The 21,339-nt window shown below is 58.9% G+C and carries 21 protein-coding genes; 10 read left to right on the top strand and 11 right to left on the bottom strand.

Annotated elements, in window-relative coordinates; translation table 11 throughout:
• Positions 1-13: 13 nt before the first annotated feature.
• The 6 genes from ACR0KW_RS07230 to ACR0KW_RS07205 form a co-directional block, all read right to left on the bottom strand.
• On the bottom strand, positions 14-1,246 hold the full coding sequence (locus ACR0KW_RS07230) for a CpaE/TadZ family protein (RefSeq protein ID WP_480804388.1): 1,233 nt from the start codon (positions 1,244-1,246) through the stop codon (positions 14-16).
• A gap of 200 nt (positions 1,247-1,446) precedes the next feature.
• Positions 1,447-2,073: an OmpA family protein gene (locus tag ACR0KW_RS07225; RefSeq protein WP_480804387.1), complete on the bottom strand. Its 627-nt coding sequence runs from the start codon at positions 2,071-2,073 to the stop codon at positions 1,447-1,449.
• A gap of 15 nt (positions 2,074-2,088) precedes the next feature.
• Positions 2,089-3,495 carry a type II and III secretion system protein family protein gene (locus tag ACR0KW_RS07220; protein WP_480804386.1) on the bottom strand — a complete coding sequence of 469 codons (1,407 nt, stop codon included), beginning with the start codon at positions 3,493-3,495 and terminating at the stop codon, positions 2,089-2,091.
• A 193-nt stretch (positions 3,496-3,688) separates the two neighbouring features.
• Positions 3,689-4,564 (bottom strand): Flp pilus assembly protein CpaB, encoded by an 876-nt coding sequence (gene cpaB / locus ACR0KW_RS07215; protein WP_480804385.1) that lies wholly within the window; start codon positions 4,562-4,564, stop codon positions 3,689-3,691.
• Between the two features lie 153 nt (positions 4,565-4,717).
• Entirely contained in the window at positions 4,718-4,930 is a 213-nt protein-coding gene (locus ACR0KW_RS07210) for a Flp family type IVb pilin (RefSeq protein ID WP_480804384.1), read from the bottom strand.
• 100 nt (positions 4,931-5,030) lie between these two features.
• Positions 5,031-5,264, bottom strand: coding sequence for a Flp family type IVb pilin (locus ACR0KW_RS07205; RefSeq protein ID WP_480804383.1), 234 nt, complete (start codon positions 5,262-5,264; stop codon positions 5,031-5,033).
• A 354-nt stretch (positions 5,265-5,618) separates the two neighbouring features.
• Here ACR0KW_RS07205 and ACR0KW_RS07200 point away from each other — a divergent pair, with 354 nt between their 5' ends.
• A complete protein-coding gene (locus ACR0KW_RS07200; RefSeq protein WP_480804382.1) occupies positions 5,619-6,485 on the top strand; it encodes a lytic transglycosylase domain-containing protein in 867 nt (288 codons plus the stop codon).
• A gap of 42 nt (positions 6,486-6,527) precedes the next feature.
• Here ACR0KW_RS07200 and ACR0KW_RS07195 read toward each other — a convergent pair whose 3' ends face one another.
• The 5 genes from ACR0KW_RS07195 to tldD all read right to left on the bottom strand — a co-directional run bounded on the left by ACR0KW_RS07195 (position 6,528) and on the right by tldD (position 13,509).
• Complete coding sequence (locus ACR0KW_RS07195) at positions 6,528-7,154, bottom strand: CoA transferase subunit B (RefSeq protein WP_480804381.1); 627 nt, start codon at positions 7,152-7,154, stop codon at positions 6,528-6,530.
• Positions 7,154-7,858 carry a CoA transferase subunit A gene (locus ACR0KW_RS07190; protein ID WP_170326886.1) on the bottom strand — a complete coding sequence of 235 codons (705 nt, stop codon included), beginning with the start codon at positions 7,856-7,858 and terminating at the stop codon, positions 7,154-7,156. The genes ACR0KW_RS07195 and ACR0KW_RS07190 overlap by 1 nt, the downstream gene beginning before the upstream one ends.
• Positions 7,859-7,949: 91 nt before the next feature.
• Positions 7,950-10,568, bottom strand: a complete 2,619-nt coding sequence (topA, locus tag ACR0KW_RS07185; RefSeq protein ID WP_480804380.1) for a type I DNA topoisomerase — start codon at positions 10,566-10,568, stop codon at positions 7,950-7,952.
• A gap of 161 nt (positions 10,569-10,729) precedes the next feature.
• On the bottom strand, positions 10,730-11,857 hold the full coding sequence (gene dprA / locus ACR0KW_RS07180) for a DNA-processing protein DprA (RefSeq protein ID WP_480804379.1): 1,128 nt from the start codon (positions 11,855-11,857) through the stop codon (positions 10,730-10,732).
• A gap of 230 nt (positions 11,858-12,087) precedes the next feature.
• Positions 12,088-13,509: a metalloprotease TldD gene (gene tldD / locus ACR0KW_RS07175; RefSeq protein WP_480804378.1), complete on the bottom strand. Its 1,422-nt coding sequence runs from the start codon at positions 13,507-13,509 to the stop codon at positions 12,088-12,090.
• A gap of 176 nt (positions 13,510-13,685) precedes the next feature.
• Here tldD and coxB point away from each other — a divergent pair, with 176 nt between their 5' ends.
• From coxB to ACR0KW_RS07130, 9 genes are all read left to right on the top strand, one after another.
• Entirely contained in the window at positions 13,686-14,597 is a 912-nt protein-coding gene (gene coxB, locus ACR0KW_RS07170; protein WP_480804377.1) for a cytochrome c oxidase subunit II, read from the top strand.
• A 73-nt stretch (positions 14,598-14,670) separates the two neighbouring features.
• Positions 14,671-15,627, top strand: coding sequence for a heme o synthase (gene cyoE / locus ACR0KW_RS07165; protein ID WP_480804376.1), 957 nt, complete (start codon positions 14,671-14,673; stop codon positions 15,625-15,627).
• Positions 15,624-15,785, top strand: a complete 162-nt coding sequence (locus ACR0KW_RS07160; protein ID WP_170326880.1) for a hypothetical protein — start codon at positions 15,624-15,626, stop codon at positions 15,783-15,785. The genes cyoE and ACR0KW_RS07160 overlap by 4 nt, the downstream gene beginning before the upstream one ends.
• Positions 15,785-16,360 (top strand): cytochrome c oxidase assembly protein, encoded by a 576-nt coding sequence (locus ACR0KW_RS07155; protein WP_170326879.1) that lies wholly within the window; start codon positions 15,785-15,787, stop codon positions 16,358-16,360. The genes ACR0KW_RS07160 and ACR0KW_RS07155 overlap by 1 nt, the downstream gene beginning before the upstream one ends.
• A 22-nt stretch (positions 16,361-16,382) precedes the next feature.
• Entirely contained in the window at positions 16,383-17,198 is an 816-nt protein-coding gene (locus tag ACR0KW_RS07150) for a cytochrome c oxidase subunit 3 (RefSeq protein WP_480804375.1), read from the top strand.
• Positions 17,199-17,353: 155 nt separating this feature from the next.
• Complete coding sequence (locus tag ACR0KW_RS07145) at positions 17,354-18,031, top strand: SURF1 family protein (RefSeq protein ID WP_480804374.1); 678 nt, start codon at positions 17,354-17,356, stop codon at positions 18,029-18,031.
• Positions 18,028-19,416: a threonine synthase gene (thrC, locus tag ACR0KW_RS07140; protein WP_480804373.1), complete on the top strand. Its 1,389-nt coding sequence runs from the start codon at positions 18,028-18,030 to the stop codon at positions 19,414-19,416. The genes ACR0KW_RS07145 and thrC overlap by 4 nt, the downstream gene beginning before the upstream one ends.
• A complete protein-coding gene (locus ACR0KW_RS07135; RefSeq protein WP_480804372.1) occupies positions 19,413-20,675 on the top strand; it encodes a M16 family metallopeptidase in 1,263 nt (420 codons plus the stop codon). The genes thrC and ACR0KW_RS07135 overlap by 4 nt, the downstream gene beginning before the upstream one ends.
• Entirely contained in the window at positions 20,675-21,259 is a 585-nt protein-coding gene (locus ACR0KW_RS07130; protein ID WP_480804371.1) for a GNAT family N-acetyltransferase, read from the top strand. Before ACR0KW_RS07135 ends, ACR0KW_RS07130 begins: the two co-directional genes overlap by 1 nt.
• The last annotated feature ends 80 nt before the right edge of the window (positions 21,260-21,339 follow it).

Below are 21,339 nucleotides of genomic sequence, written 5' to 3'. Positions count from 1 at the left end.
CTTTCAAACTGAGTTATGCAGCTTCAGCGTTGTTGCTGCCCAGGCTGTGAAGCGATTTCGCAAGTTTCGCGATTTCGCGGCGCAGCGGGTTCTTGGCAGCGGCATTAGCCAGCGGTTGTCCGTGGTCACCGCTTTGCATGACAGGCTTGCCACCATCGGGCAGTTGCAGATCGATAGAGATGCCTAGGCTTTCCCCCATCCGCTTTACCCGGCTCTTGCCGTTCAGATCGGTGAATTTCGGAGCCCGGTTAAGGGCGAAACGCAGTTTTTCGAACGGCAATTCCTCAGCCTGAAGGGCGCGTTTCAGACGCAGTGCGTTCTGGGCAGAGCGCATATCCAGTTCAATCAACGCGAAATACACGTGTGCGGCCTGAAGAACGGTTTCCGACCAGTGAACAAGCGTCGATGGCATATCCACGATCACATAATCAAAGTGGCGGCGGGCTGTGTCGATAACCCGCTGGATATCTTCCGGGGTGATCAGGTCCAGCGGCACCATGTCTGACGGCGCGGTGAGGACCTGAAGCTTTTCCTCGTAGGTTTGCAGCGCCTGAGCGAACACTTCCTCATCCATCGAGGCTGTGTCGGACAGCATTTCAAAGACGGTTTCGCGGCGGGGCAGGTCCAGATAGGTGGATACTGTGCCAAACTGCAGATCCAGATCGAGGAGACAGACCGACGGTTCTTCTTTGTCGGAAACAGTGGCCAGTTCCCAGGCCAGGTTGACCGCCATCGTGGTGGAACCGACGCCTCCGGCCAGACCGTGCACGACGAACAGCGCGCCTTCTTTTGATTCGCCCTGGGTCAACGGCGATGCCGTCTCGTGAACGACAACCGGATCGGGTTGGTTCATTCGGGCGATCGCTTCCTGCAGCTCGCCCTCGGGCAGGGGGTAGGGGACGAACTCATCCGCACCCTTGCGCAGCAGCTGATGCAGGGATGCCGGTGTGACATCTTCGGCGATCAGAACCACCTTGATCTTCTTTTCCTTGGCGCGGGTGATGATTTCGCCCATCAGCGACAGGTTGTCTTCATCTTCGCCATCAATTGCCAGAGCGACAAACTCCAGAGAATCAGCGTCAGGTTGGCTGAAAAAGGCCAGAGCTTCGGCAAAGCCCAAGTCGCCCCAGCGTTCCCCCAGTGCTGCTTCCATGTCCTCAATCAAAAGGTCGAAGTTCTGGACGTCACGGCTGATGGTGCAGGCCAGAATGCCATTTTTATCGTCTTGTGGCGATGCGCTCGTCATTAACACAATCCTCGTCGCGGGAGCAGGCAAACACAGTGGGCTTGAAGACCCGTCTGGTTCGCTCTTGCCCCAGTGCGGCCAGGATCGGCCGCAAGTCACCTAATTGTTGAAAATTTGGCTTGGAACTTAGGCAAGATTTGGGCGCAAAAGAACCAATTGTAGGGAACTGGGCGACGATGCCGCCCAGTTCCGGTTTATTGTTACTCGCTGGTGTCACCTAGGGCAGTGTCTTTACTCAGTTGGCTTGCGTAGGTCGCGCTTGCAACGTACTCGCGATAGATGACTTCCGCGTACTTCCCGTCCAAAATGAGCGGATTGCGATCCACAAAGCCGGACACTTCGGTCACAGTACGGCGGTTGCGGCGGTCCCTGTCCGGAGTGTCGATGAGAGGTCGCGATTTGCCAAATGACACGACGGCTTCAAGGCGGGAGCGCGAGATGCCCTGCCGCGTCAGGAACGCAACGGCTGCATCGGCGCGCCGCTGGCCCAATGCTTTGTTATACGACGTCGAACCAACTGCGTCGGTATGGCCGTACACGCGGAACCGTGCTTCGGGGAATTGTTTGATCCACGAGGCCTGCCGCAACAGAATCCGCTGAGCCGTTTCATCCAGCTGCGCACTATCGAAGGCAAAGTTGATCTGCGTCGGAACCTCGGCCGCGAATCGCTGACCGAGAATCTGTGCGTAGGTCAACTCACCATTCATGACCTGGAGGTTGTTGAGCGTCGCATTCCCGAACGCGCCTTGGTCGACTTCGTAACCGGCCTCACGCGTACATGCGGCGACAGCGACCGAAAGACCCAGTGTGATGATCCACTTCTGCATTGGTCTATCCTCCTATCAATCCAGAACGTAGCCGTAGGAGCTGCCAAAGTCCTGTTCGGCCACTTCCGAGGCTGCGCCGGCACCCGGGCGCGTTGTGCGACCGACTCGGCCGTTCACGAACAGATCAAACTCGCTGGGCGGCTTGACCCGATCTGTCGGCAAAGCCAGTGCCTCGCCACGTGTCGGGGATACCAGATGCGCGGTGATGATGATGACCAGCTCACTTTGCTGGCGCTGGTATTCCGCGCTGCGGAACAATGCACCCAGAACCGGAACATCACCGATCCATGGAAGCTGGCTGCTCAGGTCCGTGAAGTCATCCTGAATCAGGCCGGCAATCGCAAAGCTCTCACCGTCGCGCAGCTCGATCGTGGTGCTGGTTTGACGGGTGATAAAGCTGGGAACCGTATCGCCCTGAATTGTGAAGTTCGAGTTGTTGTCTATGCTCGAGACTGAAGTTGCCAGTTCAAGATTGATCAAATCGCCATCAACAACACGCGGGATAAAGTCGATCTCGACACCGAACGACTTGTATTCAATGGCAATCACGCCGAATTCCTGCGGCACCGGAATGGGAACTTCACCACCGGCAAGGAAGGTCGCTTCCTGACCCGACAGGGCGGAAAGATTGGGTTCTGCAAGGCTGCGGGCAAGCCCCTTGGCTTCCAGAGCCTCAAGCAGCAGGCGAACCTGCGTCGATCCGGCCCCAAACCCGAAAAGGATGGCACCTGTATTGGTCTGAACCAGAGGGATGTTGTTGTTCAAGGCATTGTTCAGCGCAGCTGCGGTGTTCAGGGTATTGAAACCGCCAGTCACGTCACCGCCGCCAAAACCAAGCGAGGCGGTTAGGCTTTTGGCCACCGAGCGGTTCATTTCAGCAAAGCGTACTTTCAGCATCACCTGCTGTACGCCACCGACCGACATCAGATTCGAAACCCGATCAGGCGCGTAGCGTTCGGCCAGTTCCAGTGCACGCTCCAGTTTCGCACTGCTGGAAACCACACCCGACAACACGATGCCGTCATTGGCGGTCCGAACCTCGATCGGCTCAGCCGGCAGGATCTGCCGCAGCCGCTCTTTGAACTCGGACACATCCGGAGAAACACGGACCCGAACATTTGCCAGCAGGTTGCCCGCGCCGTCAAACAGGGTCAGCGTGGTCAGGCCCGGTGTCTTGCCCAACACATAAATTGTGCGATCCGAAAGCGACGAGATGTCAGCGATGCCGGCATTGGCAATGCTGAGCTCGGCGAACGGTTCTTCGCTTTCCACGACAATCGCGCGGTTCATCGGAACGTTCAGCGTTTCCGCTGTGCCATTCTTCACCACGCGCAATGTTTCAGCCCAGGCCGTTTGGCCGACCGGACCAACTATTAGCGCCAACCCCAGCAGGGTCGCGCTGATCCAAGAACGTATTTTCATGTGACCTGCCTCTCCGATCACGCCTCGTTTTTTGGGTCTATTGCCCTATGCAGATTAACACTGCGCGAATTACGAATTTATTGCAATAATCAATGGTTTCCGGAATTTTCCTTATGTGGACAATGGGCAACATCCAAAACGAAACAAGCCGCGCACATGGCGCGGCTTGAGGTCGTAAATCTCTGATTTAACATCAGTTTGTGCAAGGGATCTCGCTCTGGACAGTTTCGGCGCCGCGCCGGATGTTGGTGTAGCACTTGCGTTCTTCGACCTGCACCGGAGCAGGGGCCGTTTCCTTGAGGTTCAGCAATTTGCGCTGGTCCACTTCAACCGCAGTTGCAACCGTGTCATCTTGCACGCCAACCAGAGCCAAAGACAAGCGACCAGTGTTTTGCGCTTGCGCCAATGCCGCGATCTGTTCCGGGGTCGCGGCAACGGTCACGGTACGTGCGATCGTTGCGCCTGCCAGGTCGGATCCGGCGATCTGGTCCACTGCTATCAGCTCGATGCTGGTTTGGATCAGGCGGGTGATTTCACCGCCGCCGCCCTCGAATTCTCGACTGACAGAACCGGTCCAATACACATCCACGCTGTCGCCTGGGCGAAGAAAGCCGGAAACGCCTGATGCAACGTCGACGCGGATGGCAAATGCGCGTTTACCTTTTTCAATACGGGAAATGAGGCCTGCTGTCTGGCCGGGATTGGTGACCTTGACTTGCATAAGCGCCTCGTCCTTTTCCATCGCTCTAAGAACGAATCGATCCCCTTTGGCGTCTTCCGGGAACAAAACAGCCATGTCCACAAAGCTGCCTTCAGGAATCGCGTCTTCGGGCCAGTTCACGATCCGGACGTCGTCTATGGCCAGAGGCTCGCCGTATTTCATGGCCCGATTGGAAACGATGACTCCGACGGTTGGCACCGATTTGACATTTGCCAGCGCATCCTGTGTGGCCTGGCGTTCACGGGCGAGCTGGTCCTGGTACTGAGCAATGTAGTCGCGGGCCATGTAGACCGCGCCTCCGGCCAAAGCCACCCCGGCAATCAGGACAAGTCCAAATACCAAACGCATTCGCGTCCCCTCGTTTTTTTCTATTTCGTTTTGGTCGCCGCAATAACTACGACAAAGATCAGTTTTGGATAAAGGTAGATTGTGTCGAAAAAGGGGACAATATTTGAATTATTTTGCCTCCGTAGTTTTTCAGACAATCAAAGGTCGCGCTGATCAGGAATCGGGCGTATCGAAATTTACGCTAATCTCGTCAGCGACATCGACAGTGCCCAAGGCTGCGCCGGATCTGGCATCCAGTTCTTTGACGGGCTGGCCAAAGTAAGCGTAAACGCTGGCACCGATGCCTACGATCGCGGCGGTCAATATGACCCAGTCAACAGTTACCGCCCCTTCTTCGTCCTTAATGAGTTTTCTGATTCTGTTCATCATGAAAGCGCCGGTTTTGGAGTTGCTGCAAAAGAAATGGGGCCATGCCTGAACAGGCAAGGCCCCATTTCGGAAATTCTCGGGTTAGACTGCGGTGTTATTAGCCGCCGGTGGTGGTGGTGCTGCCCTTCGGGGTCAGCGGAATTTCGCTGGCGACGTTCGAGGCCGAGGAGCTCAGGGTCGAGCCTACGGCGTCAGAGATTTTCTTTGTGCCGTTGCCAATCTGGGTGTATGCCACGGCGGCCAGACCAACGACAGCGGCGGTCAGAACAACCCAGTCAACAGTTACGGCGCCGTCTTCGTCTTTGCGGAAGTTCTTGATGAACTTGATCATGTTACGTCCCTCCTAAAGGATCAAAAAAGTCACTTAAACCTCGGTGTCTAACAGAGCTTTCTCTCTCAGTCCGCTCCCGACCGTCTCGGTATGGCATTATGTTTGCCTGTTAGGCGTGGCAGGAATTGGGCCAAACCCCGATTTTTTCATTCCGGACTTAACTTTTTGGTAGTTTTTTGGTTAAGGTATTGAAAATAAACATTTTAAAATTCACAATGGAAGACGCTCGGTGTTGTCGCCGATGCAAAATTGCGGCAAATGAGGCGAAATTGCCCCAATTCGGCGTGTTTTTCTGGCTTTTCAAAGGGATTTGCGGTTCAAACTGTTGAAAACAAAAAGCACGAGGCAGGCAAAATGAAACTCCGGGACGCAATGACCTGCGCCGGCATCTTGGCGTTAATGGTGTCAGCGCCAATGCCGGCCGCCGCAACCGAGGTTGAACCCAGGGGCGTATACAAAAGAGTGAAGGCACCAAAGCCCGGTACACGGCCCAAGGTGACTGTTCAGATATCGCCCGAGGAACATGCGGCAGCCCCCTATGCGCCCAGCACCGGGGCTGAGATTTCCATACCCGAAGCCGTGACGCGCACAGCAGTTGTTCCCCCGAGCGCTCCGGGCGCAGGGTCACAGAACAAGCCGGTCGGGTCCTACAAGGCCTTTTGGGACAAAATCTCGCCCGCGCTTTCAGCTTCGGGCGCAGGAAGGCTGAACGAGGCCATAAAAGCGCTGGCCACAACCAATGTGGCATCACCACGCCTGCAGACGCTCCAAAACATCGCGCAACAACAGGGGATCGAGATTCTGCGGTCGACGGTTGGAACAGAGGTTTCGCCCGCTCTGGTGCTGGCGGTGATTTCGGTGGAATCGGCGGGCCGTGCGGATGCGGTCAGCTCGGCCGGAGCGCAAGGGCTTATGCAATTGATGCCAGCCACCGCCAAGCGCTTTGGGGTGCAGGACAGTTTCCAGCCTTCTCAGAATATCTCGGGCGGTGTGAAATATCTGAACTGGCTGATGGAAGAGTTTGGCAATGATCCGATTCTGGTGCTGGCTGGATACAACGCGGGCGAAGGGGCCGTGCGCAAACATGGCGGCGTACCACCTTACGCAGAGACGCGGGACTATGTGCCCAAGGTGCTTGCGGCCTTCCAGATCGCCAAGGCTCTGTGCTCCACTCCACCCGAATTGATTTCGGACGGGTGTGTGTTTCAAACCCTGAACTGAAAAAGGCCCGCCGATCTCGGCGGGCCTTTTCGGTGATGGGGATCAGTTGACGATCCTGGCCTCGGTGGCCGAGCGGATTTCGTCTTCGGTCACGCCTTCGGCGATTTCAACGATCTTCAGGCCGCCTTCGACCACATCCAGAACACCGAGGTTGGTGATGATTCGATCCACCACCTTTTTACCGGTCAGCGGCAGGGTGCATTTCTGCAGCAGCTTGGACTTGCCGTGCTTGTTGGTGTGATCCATCACGACGATCACGCGGCCTACACCGGCCACAAGGTCCATCGCGCCGCCCATGCCTTTCACCAGCACGCCGGGAATCATCCAGTTGGCCAAGTCACCTTCCTCGTCCACTTCCATCGCGCCCAGAACGGCAGCGGCGATCTTGCCACCCCGGATCATGGCAAAGGATGTGGCACTGTCGAAATACGAGGTGCGCGACAGTTCGGTGATCGTCTGCTTGCCGGCGTTGATCAGGTCGGGGTCTTCCTCACCCTCGAACGGGAAGGGGCCCATGCCCAGCATACCGTTCTCGGATTGCAGGGTGATGTCCTTGTCACCCACATAGTTTGCCACCAGCGTCGGGATACCGATGCCGAGGTTCACATACATGCCGTCTTCCAGCTCTTGCGCCGCGCGGGCAGCCATCTGATTGCGGTCCCAGGGCATTATGCGTCCTCCTTCTTGCGGGTGGTGCGCTGTTCGATGCGCTTTTCGTGATCGCCCTGAATGATACGATGCACGTAAATACCGGGCAGGTGGATCTGGTCGGGGTCCAGCGAGCCGCGCGGGACGATTTCCTCAACCTCGGCCACGCAAATCTTGCCGCAGGTGGCGGCAGGCACGTTGAAGTTGCGGGCGGTCTTGCGGAAGATCAGGTTGCCGGTGTCATCAGCTTTCCACGCCTTGACGATCGCGAGATCGGCAAAGATGCCTTCTTCCATGATGTAGGTTTCGCCGTTGAAGTCCTTGTGCTCCTTGCCTTCAGCGATGACGGTGCCCACGCCGGTCTTGGTGTAGAAACCGGGGATACCGGCGCCACCAGCGCGCATACGCTCGGCCAGGGTACCTTGCGGGTTGAATTCCAGCTCCAACTCTCCGGCCAGGTACTGACGCATGAACTCGGCGTTTTCGCCGACATAGGAGCTGATCATTTTTTTGACCTGCTTGGTCTGCAGCAGGATACCGATGCCGAAATCATCAACGCCCGCGTTGTTCGAGGCAAAGGTCAGGTCCTGAGTACCGGATTCTTTAATCGCCTCCAGCAGCAATTCAGGGATGCCGCACAGGCCGAAACCGCCTGCTGCGATCATCATGCCATCCGTCAACACCCCGTCGAGTGCTTCGGTGGCATTGGCATAGATTTTCTTCATGGAAAACTCCCCCAATGACATGGTGATGGGCAGGTTGTGCCGCCACGTCACAGGGAAGTCAACGAATCCAAAGGGGTGGTGGTATTTCTACCTAGGTCGCCGCCTTCTTGGTGGTTTTCTTTGCGGCAGCCTTTTTCTTCGGTGCGGCCTTTTTCTTGGTGCCTTTCTTGGCCGCCCGTTCATTGACCAGTTCGATGGCCATTTCCTGGGTCACGTCCTCGGGCTTGATGTCTTTGGGGATAGTTGCGTTGACCTTTTCCCATTTCACGTATGGACCATACCGCCCGTCCAGAACCTGCATCGCGCCGCCATCGGGGTGTTCGCCCAGCTCTTTCAGCGGTTTCGCAGCGGCGCTCCGCCCGCGCCCGGGATTGGCGCGCTTTTCGGCCAGCATCTCAACGGCCCGGTTCATGCCGATTTCGAACACGTCATTGGGGTCTTTGACGTTGACGTAGACGGGTTTCGCCTCTTCCGGCAGTTGGTGCATGATATATGGCCCGAACCGTCCGAAATTCGAGCTGATCATGCCGCCCTCGGGGTGTTCACCGATCTGGCGGGGCAGGGACAACAGCGTCAGCGCCTTGTCCAGATCCATATCGTCCTTGCTCCAACCTCGGGGCAGGGAGGCGCGAGGGGGTTTTTTGTTCTCGGGCGTGGGCTCGCCTCGCTGCACGTAAGGCCCAAAGCGGCCGGATTTCAGCCAGATCTCATCGCCCGCATCCTCGCCCAGCAGTCGTTCATCCCCCTCTGCGCCTTCACCAGCGATGGGGCGGGTATAGGTGCATTCGGGATAGTTGCCGCAGCCGACAAACCCGCCGGTGCGCGAGGTTTTCAGGTGCAGCTGTCCAGTGCCGCATTTCGGGCAGATACGCGGATCAGATCCATCCTCACGCGGAGGATAGAGTTGGGGCGCCAGCGCCTCGTCCAGCTTGTCCAGCACTTCCGAGATACGCAGTTCAGACGTCTCGCCAATTGCGGCCGAGAAATCGCGCCAGAACTTGCCCAGCAAGTCCTTGTAGTCGCGGTCACCGGCGCTGACGTCGTCCAGCTGTTCTTCCAGGTTGGCGGTGAACTCATAGCCAACATATTGGCGGAAGAAATTCAGCAGGAAGATGGTGACGATCCGCCCTTTTTCCTCGGGGATCAACCGGTTTTTGTCCTTGCGCACATATTCCCGGTCCTGAATCGTGGTCACGATCGAGGCGTAGGTCGAGGGGCGCCCGATGCCCAACTCTTCCATCCGTTTGACCAAGGTAGCCTCGGTGTAACGCGGCGGCGGTTGGGTGTGGTGCTGCAAGGCCAGAACAGCCTCATTGTCGGACAGAATGGCGGCCTTGTCCTCGGCTTTGGCGAACTGATCCTTCAGCGAGGTTTTGGCAAACGGCGCCGGATCGCCCTGCATGATCTGCGGCAGGCGCTTTTCGTCGTCGTCAGCCACATCATCGCGGCCCTCTTCGTAAACGCGCATGAACCCATCGAACAGAACCACCTGGCCGGTGGCGCGCAGGCCGACCTGGCCATCCGCGCTGCCGATCTCGACCGTCGTGCGCTCCAACCGGGCAGCGGCCATCTGACAGGCGATGGTGCGCTTCCAGATCAGGTCATAGAGCTTGCGCTGATCCTCGTCCGTCACCTTCAGCGCTTTGGCATCGCGCGACATATCCGTGGGACGGATACATTCGTGCGCTTCCTGCGCGTTCTTGGCTTTGTTTTTGTACATCCGAGGGCTGTCGGGCACATATTCGTCGCCATAACGGTCCTTGATCGCATCCCGGGTGGCAGCTACGGCCTCGGGGGCCATATCGATGCCGTCTGTCCGCATATAGGTAATATACCCGGCCTCATAGAGCCGCTGCGCCACCTGCATCGCGTGACGTGCGCCCATGCCGAACTTGCGGCTGGCCTCTTGCTGCAAAGTCGAGGTCATGAACGGGGCGCTGGGGTTGCGGGCTGCTGGCTTCGCCTCGACCGACGTCACGCTCAGCGCGCGGCTAGTGATGGCCTGCACGGCCAGTTCCGCCTGCGTGGCATTCGCCAGGTCGTGTTTGTCGAGCTTCTTGCCAGCCAAGGTAACCAGACGCGCCTCGTAAGTCTGGCCACGCGGCGTTTCGAATAAGGCGCGTACTGACCAGTATTCGACCGGCTTGAACGCTTCGATCTCCATCTCGCGTTCGACGATCAGACGCAGGCAAACCGACTGCACTCGGCCCGCGGACTTCGCGCCGGGCAGTTTGCGCCACAGGACCGGAGACAGGTTGAACCCTACCAGATAATCCAGCGCGCGGCGGGCCAGATAGGCCTCGACCAAAGGCATATCGACGTCACGCGGGTTCTGCATCGCTTCGGTCACCGCGTCCTTGGTGATGGCGTTGAAGGTCACCCGGCTGACCGGCGTGTCCTTCTTGATCGAGCGACGTTTGGTCAGCGCCTCTTGCAGGTGCCAGCTGATTGCCTCGCCCTCGCGATCGGGGTCGGTGGCGAGGATCAGGGCGTTGTCTTCTTTCAGCGCGTCGGCGATGGCTTTGACATGTTTGCGGCTGTCATTTCCCACTTCCCATTTCATCGCAAATTCATGCTCGGGGTCGACCGATCCGTCCTTTGGGGGCAGGTCTCGCACATGGCCGTATGACGCCAAAACCGTGTAGTCGGAGCCAAGATACTTATTGATTGTCTTGGCTTTTGCTGGGGATTCTACAACAACTACAGGCATTTAAGGGAAAACCTCGCTCGACGAATTAGGCGCCTTCTATGATCGTGCAAAATGTGTAGGGCAAGAGCGAATTGTCAATGCGTTCCTTTAAAAACCGGAATTTGGCGGCGATTTCAGCGCGATAGAGGTGGAATTTTTAGCGTGTTCTGCGAACCGCATCGTCAAGCGGTCAGGGACAACAACCCGCCGGGCTGGCGCTGAATGCGCCCCTCCAGTTCCAGATCGACCAGAGCCGGGCCAATCTCACCCGCCGTGGCCGCGATGTCGCGGATCAGCTGGTCTTCGGCAATCGGTGACGGTCCCAGGCGGGCAAGTATATCAGCGTGAAGGGCTGTCCCCGTGGGGGCTGATTCCGCGGGCGCTGCGGGCGATGGAGCTTCGAACAAGTCCACCTGCTGCTGTGGCAATGCTTCGATCACGTCTTCTGCGGATCGAACCAGTGTGGCCCCGTCGCGGATCAGCAGGTTGCAACCAGCCGCGCGAGCATCGAAGGGGTGGCCGGGCACGGCCAGAACCTCACGCCCCTGATCCAGCGCATCGCGTGCGGTGATAAGGCTGCCGGACTTGGCAGCGGCCTCGACCACAACAACCGCCTGTGCCAACCCCGAGATGATCCTGTTGCGGCGCGGAAAGTGCCGGGCTTGTGGGGTCACGCCCATCGGCTGCTCGGACACGCGCAGCCCCGATTGGGCGATATTTCTGGCCAGATCGGTGTTTTCGGCGGGGTAGATTACGTCCACGCCGCCGGCCAAGACCGCCACGGTGCCCGTCTCCAGTGCGGCCATATGTGCAGAAGTGTCAATGCCACGCGCCAACCCGGACACGACGACATATCCCTGCTTTCCCAGATCGGTCGCCAACCCGCGCGCCATCCGCGCACCCAGCGAGGAACAGTTGCGCGCCCCGACCATCGCAATGCAGGGTTTGCGCAGCAATGACACATCGCCAATCGCCCACAGCATCGGCGGGGCGTCGGACAGATCGTTCAAAGCATCAGGAAAATCAGCGGTCCCAAGGCACAAAAGCCGCGCATTTGCGGCTTTTGCGGCCTTGAGTTCCGCCTCAATCACGCCGGGTGGGCAAATTTCATACCCTTCAATTCCGGCAGCGCGTGCCATATCAGGCAGCGCGGTCAGCGCGTTCTGCGCCGAGCCATGTTCCCGCAGCAGCCGACGAAATGTCGCCGGACCGACCTTGCGCGAGCGCAACAGACGAAGCCAGGAAAACCGATCCTCTTCCGTGGTGGGTGGGAGTGTGGGGTGATTGGAAGAAAGCTGCTCTTCGGTCATCCGTTGCTCCGTCTGATTGCAGAACTGGTTTACGGCTGCAGGGGTTAACAGCTTGTGAATCCCTTCAAATTATTCGGAAAATTTTCATGATTTAAATCGCGGCGCCCTGCACCGCATTGATTTACAACCGAAAAATAATTGCGCCCGCTTGGGGTGAATGCCAAGCGGACGCGGGAAAACAGAAATGCCGAAAGCGCGACGTTAACCGTGGCGGCCCCCCCGATTCTCTCTCAGGCCGCTGATCCGCCGATGGTCAGCCCATCCATCAGAACCGTAGGCTGCCCGACGCCGACCGGCACCCATTGACCGTCCTTGCCGCAGGTCCCCATGCCCGGATCAAGCGCCAAATCGTTACCCAACCCGCGAATACGGTTCAGTGCCGATGGACCGTCGCCAATCAGCGTCGCACCTTTGACCGGGGCACCGATCTTGCCGTTTTCGACGCGATAAGCCTCGGTGCAGGAGAATACGAACTTGCCGTTGGTGATATCCACTTGCCCGCCGCCAAAACCTACGGCCCAGATGCCGTCTTTAATATCAGCAACCAAAGAGGCAGGATCAGCGTCCCCGCCCAACATCACCGTATTGGTCATGCGCGGCATCGGCTTGTGGGCATAACTCTGCCGTCGGCCGTTTCCGGTGGGCGCGACCCCCATTAGGCGGGCGTTCTGACGGTCCTGCATGTAGCCGGTCAGGACACCATCCTCGATTAGCACAGTCCGCGAACTGGGCGTACCTTCGTCATCCACCGTGATCGACCCGCGCCGGTCCGCGATGGTGCCGTCATCCACCACCGTTACACCTTTGGACGCAATCTGTTGACCCATCAGCCCGGCAAAGGCCGAACTGCCTTTGCGGTTGAAATCGCCTTCCAGTCCGTGCCCGATGGCCTCGTGCAGCAGAATGCCGGGCCAGCCGGGGCCGAGCGCGACCTCCATCACACCGGCCGGGGCGGGGACGGCGTCCAGATTGACCAGCGCGATGCGCAGCGCCTCGCGCGCTTTGTCCTGCCAATCGGATGGATCAATCAGCCCGTCCAGACCAACGCGACCGCCACCCCCTGCCGAGCCGCTTTCGCGACGGCCGTTCTGTTCCACAATGACCGACACGTTCAGGCGGGTCATCGGGCGCACATCGCGCACCATCACGCCGTCTGGGCGCAGGATTTCGACTTCCTGAACCGCAGCAGCGATGGTGGCGCTGACCTGCACGACGCGGGGATCCAGGTCGCGGGAGAAGGCGTCGATCTCGCGCAGGGTTTCGATTTTTACCGGAAAGCTGGCAGATTCGATCGGGTCTTCGTCCGTATAAAGCCGCGAATTGGTGGCACGCGGTGCTTCGGCCAGCGTGCCGCCGCCTTCGCCAACCGCCAAACGTGCAGTTTCCGCCGCGCGTTTCAGCGCTGGAATCGAGACGTCGGTGGAATGGGCATATCCTGCAACCTCACCTTGAACGGCGCGCAGGCCGAATCCTTCGGACGCGTCATAGGACGCAGTCTTCAGGCGTCCGTCATCAAAGACCAGAGACTCGGATTTCCGCCGCTCGACGAACAGTTCTCCGTCCTCGGCCCCGGCAGTGGCAGACTGCAATACCGCAAGCGCTTCGTCCTGCGGAAGAGCGCTATCAAAGGGGCGAAACGGGTCGTTGGGCATCACTTGGGACCTTTCGGGTTTGATCCAGATCAAAAATAGCGTCTGTTTGACGCAAGCATTTTGCTTTATCTAACATTCGGAATATGGTTTTTAACTTTGCCAAAGACAACGGGAGAGGTGCGACCGATTCACACCTTTTCGACAGGGACGCAAAGATCAAACGATCAGGACAGAAAATGAAGAATGCTTTGATGCTTTCGGGGTTCATGACAGCCCTCTCCAGCCTTCCCGCCATGGCTCAGGAGCTTGAGATTATTGGTAAACCGGTTGACGGCGGCATGGGTTTCCAGCCCGCGGCCACCAGCCTTGCCGACGGGATTCAACGGCTGGACGGCATGATTCTGGTGATCATCACAGCGATCTGCCTGTTCGTTGGTGCCCTGCTGGTTTATTGCATCGTACGGTACAACCAGCGTGTGAATCCGACACCGGCGCGCTTCTCGCACTATACCCCGGTTGAGATCGCCTGGACCCTGGGTCCGATCCTGATTCTGGTCTTTATCGGTGCCTTCTCGCTGCCGGTTCTGTTCAAGCAGCAGGAGATTCCCGAAGGCGACGTTGTCATCAAGGTTGTGGGCAACCAGTGGTACTGGACCTATGAATATGTTGATCACGATTTTGCATTCGACAGCTATTTGCTGGGGCACCCGGCTACGCTGGACGAAGGAGCTCGCCCGGCAGATGCTGACGTAACACCGTTTGTTCTGGATGATGCAATGCGCGCCAAGCTGGCTGACGCAGGTTACAGCGATGACGAATGGCTGCTGGCCACCGACACGGCCGTTGTCGTACCGGTCGGCAAGATCGTCGTCATGCAGGTCACCGCATCCGACGTGATCCACTCGTGGGCCATTCCTTCCTTCGGTGTGAAGCAGGACGGTGTGCCCGGACGTCTGGCCGAGCTGTGGTTCCAGGCTAACAAGGAAGGCGTCTATTTCGGCCAGTGCTCGGAACTGTGCGGCAAGGATCACGCCTATATGCCGATCACCGTCAAAGTGGTCAGCGAAGAGGCGTATGAGCAGTGGCTGCAGGGCGCTCAGGAACAGTATGCAGGTCAGCCTGCGGCCTATCAGGTTGCCTCGAACTAAGCCCGAAAAGGCCTAGACCAACACAAGCAGGCTGCGCGGTGATCGCGCAGCTTTCGCCTCAGAAGGACCGGATATGAGCGACGCAAGCATCAATGCCAGCACCGTGACCGCGCAAACCCGCGCGGACGAGGCCAGCTTTGGCGACTATTTCGCCCTGCTGAAGCCGCGTGTGATGTCGCTGGTGGTGTTTACCGCTCTGGTCGGTCTGCTGGCCGCTCCGGTGCCGGTCCATCCCTTCGTCGGCTTCTGCGCAATCCTGTTCATTGCCATTGGCGGGGGCGCGTCGGGCGCCCTGAACATGTGGTGGGATGCGGATATCGACAAGGTGATGAAACGCACCAAGCGCCGCCCGATTCCGTCCGGCAAGGTGGAAGAGGGCGAAGCTCTGGCGATCGGGCTGGCGCTGTCCGGCCTGTCCGTGATCATGCTGGGGTTGGCGACGAACTGGTTTGCCGGTGCGTTTCTGGCCTTTACCATCTTTTTCTATGTTGTCGTCTACACGATGTGGCTGAAGCGTTCGACGCCGCAGAACATCGTGATCGGCGGCGCGGCCGGGGCTTTCCCGCCGGTGATCGGTTGGGTTGCCGCCACAGGGTCGATGACGCTTGAGCCGTGGCTGATGTTCGCCCTGACCTTCATGTGGACCCCGCCGCATTTCTGGGCGCTGGCGCTGTTCATGCGCTCGGATTACGACGATGCAGGTGTGCCGATGCTGACCGTAACCCACGGCCGCCGCGCAACCCGCTGGCATATCCTGATCTATACCGCGCTGCTGGCGCTGCTGGCTGTTGGCACTGCGTTCTCGGGCATTGGTGGGCCGATCTACCTGACCGTTGCGGTGGTGATGAACGCCCTATTCCTGCGTGGGGCATGGCAGATCTCGCGACGGACCGAGGACGATGCAGAGGCGGACAACTTCAAGGTCGAGCGCTCTTTCTTCAAGCTGTCGCTGCTCTATCTTTTCCTGCACTTCGGTGCAATTCTGACCGAAGCGTTGTTGAAACCCTATGGCTTGGGAGGGTGGTCATGAGCCTGCGTAAAAGTCACGAGCTGCACGAACGCCGCTTTAGCCGCAATCTGGGGGTCGGCCTGACATTGGCGGCTTTCATCGTGATCATCTTCGGCCTGACCATCGTTAAGGTTTCGGGCACGAGCATGGGTGTACCCGCACAGGAGGTGCAGAACTGATGGCATTGACCGGTCCGCAGAAAACGGTTGCGCAGACGGTGGGTGTGGTTGTCCTGATGGGCAGCCTGGCCTGGGCTGCGGTGCCATTCTACGACTGGTTCTGTCGTGTCACCGGGTTTGGTGGCACCACCGGCGTGGCTGCGCAAGCGCCCGAAGAAATTCTGGACCGCACAGTGACCGTCCGCTTTGACGCCTCGAAAGCCAAGGGCATGGCTTGGGAGTTCAAGCCGGTCGAGCGTGAGATGGAAGTGCGCATCGGCGAGACCGGGCTGGCATTCTATGAGGCCTACAACCCGACCGACCGCCCGATTGCCGGGCAGGCGTCTTACAACGTCGCGCCTTATTCTGCCGGCGGGTATTTCCAGAAAATCGCCTGTTTCTGCTTTGAAGAGCAGGTGCTGCAACCCGGGGAACGGGTTCAGATGCCGGTGAGCTTCTTCGTCGATCCCGAAATGGTCGAGGATTTGGAAGCCAAATATGTGCATACGATCACTCTGTCGTATACATTCTACGAAATAGACCTGCCCGAGGGCTACGCCGCTCTTGAAACGCAGGCAGATACAAACACGAACTAACGCCTGTAGGTGAGGGACGCTGATGGCACACGCTAAAAACCACGATTATCACATTCTGACCCCGTCGATCTGGCCGCTTTTCGGCGCGGTCGGCGGTTTTGTGATGCTGTTCGGAGCTGTCCTCTGGATGCACGGCATCACCTCGTTCATGTTCTGGATGGGGCTGGTGGCTGTTCTTTACACCATGTTCGCCTGGTGGTCCGAAGTGGTGGCCGAAAGCCGCGCCGGGGATCACACGCCGGTTGTCCGTATTGGCCTGCGCTACGGTTTCATTCTGTTCGTGATGTCCGAGGTGATGTTCTTCTTCGCCTGGTTCTGGTCGTTCTTCAAACATCGCATGTACCCGATGTACGACTATGCAGGCACCGAGTACATCCAACCGGATATCCATGCGGTTGACCCGTTCCATCTGCCGCTGATCAACACGCTGGTTCTGTTGCTGTCGGGCTGTGCAATCACCTGGGCGCACCATGCTCTGGTCCACAACAATGACCGCAGGGCGCTGGTGCAGGGTCTGGCCATCGGTATTGCGCTGGGCATCGCATTTACCTTCCTGCAGGGGTTTGAGTATTTTGAACTGCTGGCCCATGACGGTTGGAAATTCGGTGGCGACCAGTTCTATTCGAACTTCTTCATGGCAACCGGTTTCCACGGTGCTCACGTGATCATCGGGACGATCTTCCTGTCTGTTTGTCTGATCCGGGCGCTGCGCGGTGACTTTACCCCTGAAAAGCACGTCGGCTTCGAGGCCGCGGCCTGGTATTGGCACTTCGTGGACGTTGTCTGGCTGTTCCTGTTCTTCGCAGTTTACATCTGGGGTCAGGCCCCGCTGATGTAACGCCGGTCAGGCTGTTCAATTGCAAAAGCCGCCCTTTGGGGCGGCTTTTTCTCGATCAGGGCGCAAGATTGCGCCCGATACAATTGCGTGGTTGCAATTCGGTCCGCGTGCCCCTTAACAAGACGCCGGTTCCGGCTTTGCAATATGGTCTATAAATGCGCCGCATTCTCTTTTTGCTGATCTTCGGTCTTGCCGGTCTGGGCGTGCTGGTCTGGCTGGGCCTTTGGCAGGTGCAGAGGCTGGCGTGGAAGCAGGATGTGCTGGCCGAGATCGAGGCGCGTATCGCAGCTGAGCCGATTGACCTGCCCCAGACGGTTTCGGAGGAAGACGACAAGTTTCTTCCCGTGACGGTGGTCGGAGACATGGAGCCGGGGGAAATTCACGTACTGGTTTCGGTCAAGCAGGTCGGGGCAGGGTATCGGATCATCCAGTCCTTCAGCATTGAAGATCGGACCATTCTTGTTGACCGGGGCTTTGTGCCGACGACGGCTAAGCAGGCTGATCGCCTGACGGGTCCAATGGAGGTCACGGGCAATCTGCATTGGCCGGATGAGATCGACAGCTATACCCCCGAACCCGATATCGAGGACAACATCTGGTTTGCCCGGGACGTGCCCAATCTGGCGGCTGCGCTGGGGGCAGAGCCCGTTTTGCTGATCGCCCGTTCGGAAACCGACCCGGGGGTGACGCCTCTGCCGGTGGATACGGCGGGCATTCCCAACGATCACTTGCAATATGCAATCACATGGTTTGGTCTGGCTCTGGTCTGGGCCGCGATGACCGGTTATTTCCTGTGGCGCAACCGCGCCCCTTCTGAAAGTGAAGAGCAATGAAATACATCTCGACCCGTGGCCAAGCGCCTGAACTGACCTTTGAAGAGGCGATGCTGACCGGGCTGGCCCGTGACGGCGGCCTGTACCTGCCCGCTGAGATCCCGGTGATGTCGCAGGATGAAATCGCAGCGCTCGCCGGTCTGCCCTATGAGGAAATCGCCTTTCGGGTGATGTGGCCCTATGTCAGCGGCTCGTTCGCTGAGGATGAGTTCAAGGCGATCATCGCCCGCGCCTACGAGGGGTTCGGCCACGACGCCCGCGCGCCGTTGAAGCAACTGAACGAGAACCACTTCCTGCTGGAGCTGTTCCATGGGCCGACGCTGGCCTTCAAGGATTTTGCGATGCAGTTGATCGGCCAGCTGTTCCAGGTGGCTTTGAAACGGCGCGGGGATCGCGTGACCATCGTCGGGGCGACCAGCGGTGACACGGGCTCGGCCGCTATCGAGGCGTTCCGGGGGCTGGACGCGGTTGATGTATTCATCCTATTCCCGCATGGCCGCGTGTCCGAGGTGCAGCGCCGTCAGATGACGACGCCCGCTGACAGCAATGTTCATGCGCTGGCCGTGGATGGGGATTTCGACGATTGCCAGGCCGCGTTGAAGGACATGTTCAACGATTTCGACTTCCGCGATGGTGTGAAGCTGGCTGGCGTGAACTCGATCAACTTCGCGCGGGTTCTGGCGCAGATCGTGTACTACTTCTCGGCCGCTGTCAGCCTCGGTGCGCCGCATCGCAAGGTCAGTTTCACCGTGCCCACCGGCAATTTCGGCGACATCTTTGCGGGCTATCTGGCCAAACGCATGGGGCTGCCCATCGACCGTCTGGTCGTGGCGACCAACCAGAACGACATTCTGCACCGCTGCCTGTCGGGTGAGGGGTATTTCAAGGGCGACACCATCCCCTCGATCAGCCCGTCGATGGATATTCAGGTCAGCTCGAACTTTGAGCGTGCGCTGTATTACGCCTATGGCGAGGATGGCGGCGCCGTTGCGCAGTTGATGGACGAATTGAAGAATGGCGGTTTCAACGTCAGTCAGGGCGCAATGGAAGCGCTGCGCGAGAGTTTTGACTCGGGTCGCGTGTCCGAAGACGAAACGCTGGCGACGATCAAGCACACTCTGGCCCATAGTGCCGAACTGGTCTGCCCGCATACGGCAGTTGGCATCAAGGTCGCCGAAGAACAGCGTGCAGTGGCGGTTCCGATGATCACGCTGGCCACCGCACACCCGGCGAAATTCCCGGCAGCGGTCGAGAAGGCAAGCGGCGAACATCCGCCTCTTCCATCCCGCATGTCTGATCTGTATGAACGTCCGGAACGGGTGACCCGCATTGCCAACGATCTGGGCGCCCTTGAGGATCATATCAGAAGGCATATTGCTGAGTGACAGTCAGACAAGACCAACTGAAGAACGGCTTTCGTATCGTCAGTGAAAATATGCCGGGGCTGCAATCGGCGGCCATCGGTATCTGGGTAACCGCCGGCGGGCGGCATGAGCGGATCGAGCAGAACGGTATCGCGCATTTCCTTGAGCATATGGCTTTCAAGGGAACCGAGCGTCGTTCTGCGCTGCAAATCGCCGAGGCGATCGAGGATGTGGGTGGGTACATCAACGCCTACACCTCGCGCGAGGTGACGGCCTACTATGCGCGTGTTCTGAAGGACGACGTGGCGCTGGCGATGGATGTGATCGGCGATATCGTTCTGAACCCGGTTTTCGACCCGCGAGAGATTGAGGTCGAGCGCGGCGTGATCCTGCAAGAGATCGGGCAGGCCTATGACACGCCTGACGACGTGATCTTTGACTGGCTGCAGGAGCAAAGCTATCACGACCAGCCGTTGGGCCGCACCATTCTTGGCCCGACCGAGCGTGTGAGTGCTTTCTCGCGTGAGGACCTGTCGGGATTCGTGGCCGAGCATTATGGCCCCGAGCAGATGATCTTGTCTGCGGCGGGTGCCGTGGATCACGATGCGCTGATGAAAATGGCCGAACAGATGTTTGGTCATCTGCAACCGCGTAAAGGTTTGATCCCCGAAGCGGCGCGATTTACCGGCGGTGAAGCGCGGCAGGAGAAAGAACTGGAACAGGCTCATTTCGCGCTAGCGCTGGAAAGCCCCGGCTATCGTGATGATGCGATCTATACGGCGCAGATTTATTCCACCGCTCTGGGCGGCGGCATGTCCTCGCGCCTGTTTCAGGAAGTGCGGGAAACGCGCGGGCTCTGCTATACGATCTTCGCGCAGACCGGGGCCTATGCCGATACAGGGACGACCACGATTTATGCCGGAACCTCGGCCGAACAGGTCGCGGAACTGGCCACCATCACTATCGATGAGATGAAACGCGCTGCCGAGGACATGAGCCCGGAAGAGGTCGCCCGTGCGCGCGCCCAGATGAAAGCCGGGATGCTGATGGGGCTGGAAAGCCCCTCGAACCGGGCGGAACGTCTGGCGCGGCTGGTTCAGATTTGGGGCCGGGTCCCCTCGCTTGAAGATACCGTCGCCAAGATCAATGCGGTCAGCACCGAAGACGTGCGCGCCTTTGCCGAAGACATGGCCGTCAAGGCCCCGGCGGCGCTGGCGCTTTATGGTCCGGTCTCGGGCGCGCCCACCTTGGCGGAACTGCAGGAGAGGCGTGCGGCGTGATGCTTCTGGGCAGACGCAAGCTGAAACTCGAAACCGAGCGCCTGAGCTTGCGCCCGCCGGTGCATTCCGACTTCAACGACTGGGCGGCGCTGCGGCGTTCCTCCAAAGAATACCTGACCCCGTGGGAGCCGGTCTGGGCCAAGGATCACCTGAGCCGCAAGTCCTTCACCAACCGGGTCTATTGGGCGCAGCGATCGGTTTCCAGCGGCACGGCGATCCCTCTGTTCCTGTTCCGCCGCACGGACGATGTGCTGGTTGGGGCAATCACACTCGACAACGTCCGTCGCGGCCCTGCGCAGGCGGGGACGCTGGGCTATTGGACCGGTGAGGCCTTCGCCCGGAACGGCTTTATGCGCGAGGCGATCGGCGCCGTGGTGCACCACGCCTTTACCCGCCTGGACCTGAGCCGGATCGAGGCCGCCTGCCTGCCCGAAAACAAGCCCTCACGCGGGTTGCTGGAAAGCTCGGGGTTCAAATACGAGGGCGTGGCGCAGTCTTATCTGCAGATCAACGGACGCTGGCGTACGCATGTCTTGTACGCAAGCCTGCGGTCGGACCGGCGAGGAAAGACCGACGCGGGGTAGGGGGCTCTGCAGCCGCCGCGGCAGGCCGCGACTCCCGCGGGATATTTATTGCCAGATGAACAAAGGGCATGACTTGGGGG

This window comes from Ruegeria sp. CG11, from assembly GCF_056537245.1.
The sequence above is the reverse complement of the archived record's forward strand: the minus strand, read 5'-3'. Positions and strand labels throughout refer to the sequence as shown.

Excerpts from the sequence above, each read along its gene's own strand:
- ACR0KW_RS07230 (WP_480804388.1), bottom strand. The coding sequence starts at position 1,246 with ATGACGAGCGCATCGCCACAAGACGATAAAAATGGCATTCTGGCCTGC.
- ACR0KW_RS07225 (WP_480804387.1), bottom strand. The coding sequence starts at position 2,073 with ATGCAGAAGTGGATCATCACACTGGGTCTTTCGGTCGCTGTCGCCGCA.
- ACR0KW_RS07220 (WP_480804386.1), bottom strand. The coding sequence starts at position 3,495 with ATGAAAATACGTTCTTGGATCAGCGCGACCCTGCTGGGGTTGGCGCTA.
- cpaB (WP_480804385.1), bottom strand. The coding sequence starts at position 4,564 with ATGCGTTTGGTATTTGGACTTGTCCTGATTGCCGGGGTGGCTTTGGCC.
- ACR0KW_RS07210 (WP_480804384.1), bottom strand. The coding sequence starts at position 4,930 with ATGAACAGAATCAGAAAACTCATTAAGGACGAAGAAGGGGCGGTAACT.
- ACR0KW_RS07205 (WP_480804383.1), bottom strand. The coding sequence starts at position 5,264 with ATGATCAAGTTCATCAAGAACTTCCGCAAAGACGAAGACGGCGCCGTA.
- ACR0KW_RS07200 (WP_480804382.1), top strand. The coding sequence starts at position 5,619 with ATGAAACTCCGGGACGCAATGACCTGCGCCGGCATCTTGGCGTTAATG.
- ACR0KW_RS07195 (WP_480804381.1), bottom strand. The coding sequence starts at position 7,154 with ATGCCCTGGGACCGCAATCAGATGGCTGCCCGCGCGGCGCAAGAGCTG.
- ACR0KW_RS07190 (WP_170326886.1), bottom strand. The coding sequence starts at position 7,858 with ATGAAGAAAATCTATGCCAATGCCACCGAAGCACTCGACGGGGTGTTG.
- topA (WP_480804380.1), bottom strand. The coding sequence starts at position 10,568 with ATGCCTGTAGTTGTTGTAGAATCCCCAGCAAAAGCCAAGACAATCAAT.
- dprA (WP_480804379.1), bottom strand. The coding sequence starts at position 11,857 with ATGACCGAAGAGCAGCTTTCTTCCAATCACCCCACACTCCCACCCACC.
- tldD (WP_480804378.1), bottom strand. The coding sequence starts at position 13,509 with ATGCCCAACGACCCGTTTCGCCCCTTTGATAGCGCTCTTCCGCAGGAC.
- coxB (WP_480804377.1), top strand. The coding sequence starts at position 13,686 with ATGAAGAATGCTTTGATGCTTTCGGGGTTCATGACAGCCCTCTCCAGC.
- cyoE (WP_480804376.1), top strand. The coding sequence starts at position 14,671 with ATGAGCGACGCAAGCATCAATGCCAGCACCGTGACCGCGCAAACCCGC.
- ACR0KW_RS07160 (WP_170326880.1), top strand. The coding sequence starts at position 15,624 with ATGAGCCTGCGTAAAAGTCACGAGCTGCACGAACGCCGCTTTAGCCGC.
- ACR0KW_RS07155 (WP_170326879.1), top strand. The coding sequence starts at position 15,785 with ATGGCATTGACCGGTCCGCAGAAAACGGTTGCGCAGACGGTGGGTGTG.
- ACR0KW_RS07150 (WP_480804375.1), top strand. The coding sequence starts at position 16,383 with ATGGCACACGCTAAAAACCACGATTATCACATTCTGACCCCGTCGATC.
- ACR0KW_RS07145 (WP_480804374.1), top strand. The coding sequence starts at position 17,354 with ATGCGCCGCATTCTCTTTTTGCTGATCTTCGGTCTTGCCGGTCTGGGC.
- thrC (WP_480804373.1), top strand. The coding sequence starts at position 18,028 with ATGAAATACATCTCGACCCGTGGCCAAGCGCCTGAACTGACCTTTGAA.
- ACR0KW_RS07130 (WP_480804371.1), top strand. The coding sequence starts at position 20,675 with ATGCTTCTGGGCAGACGCAAGCTGAAACTCGAAACCGAGCGCCTGAGC.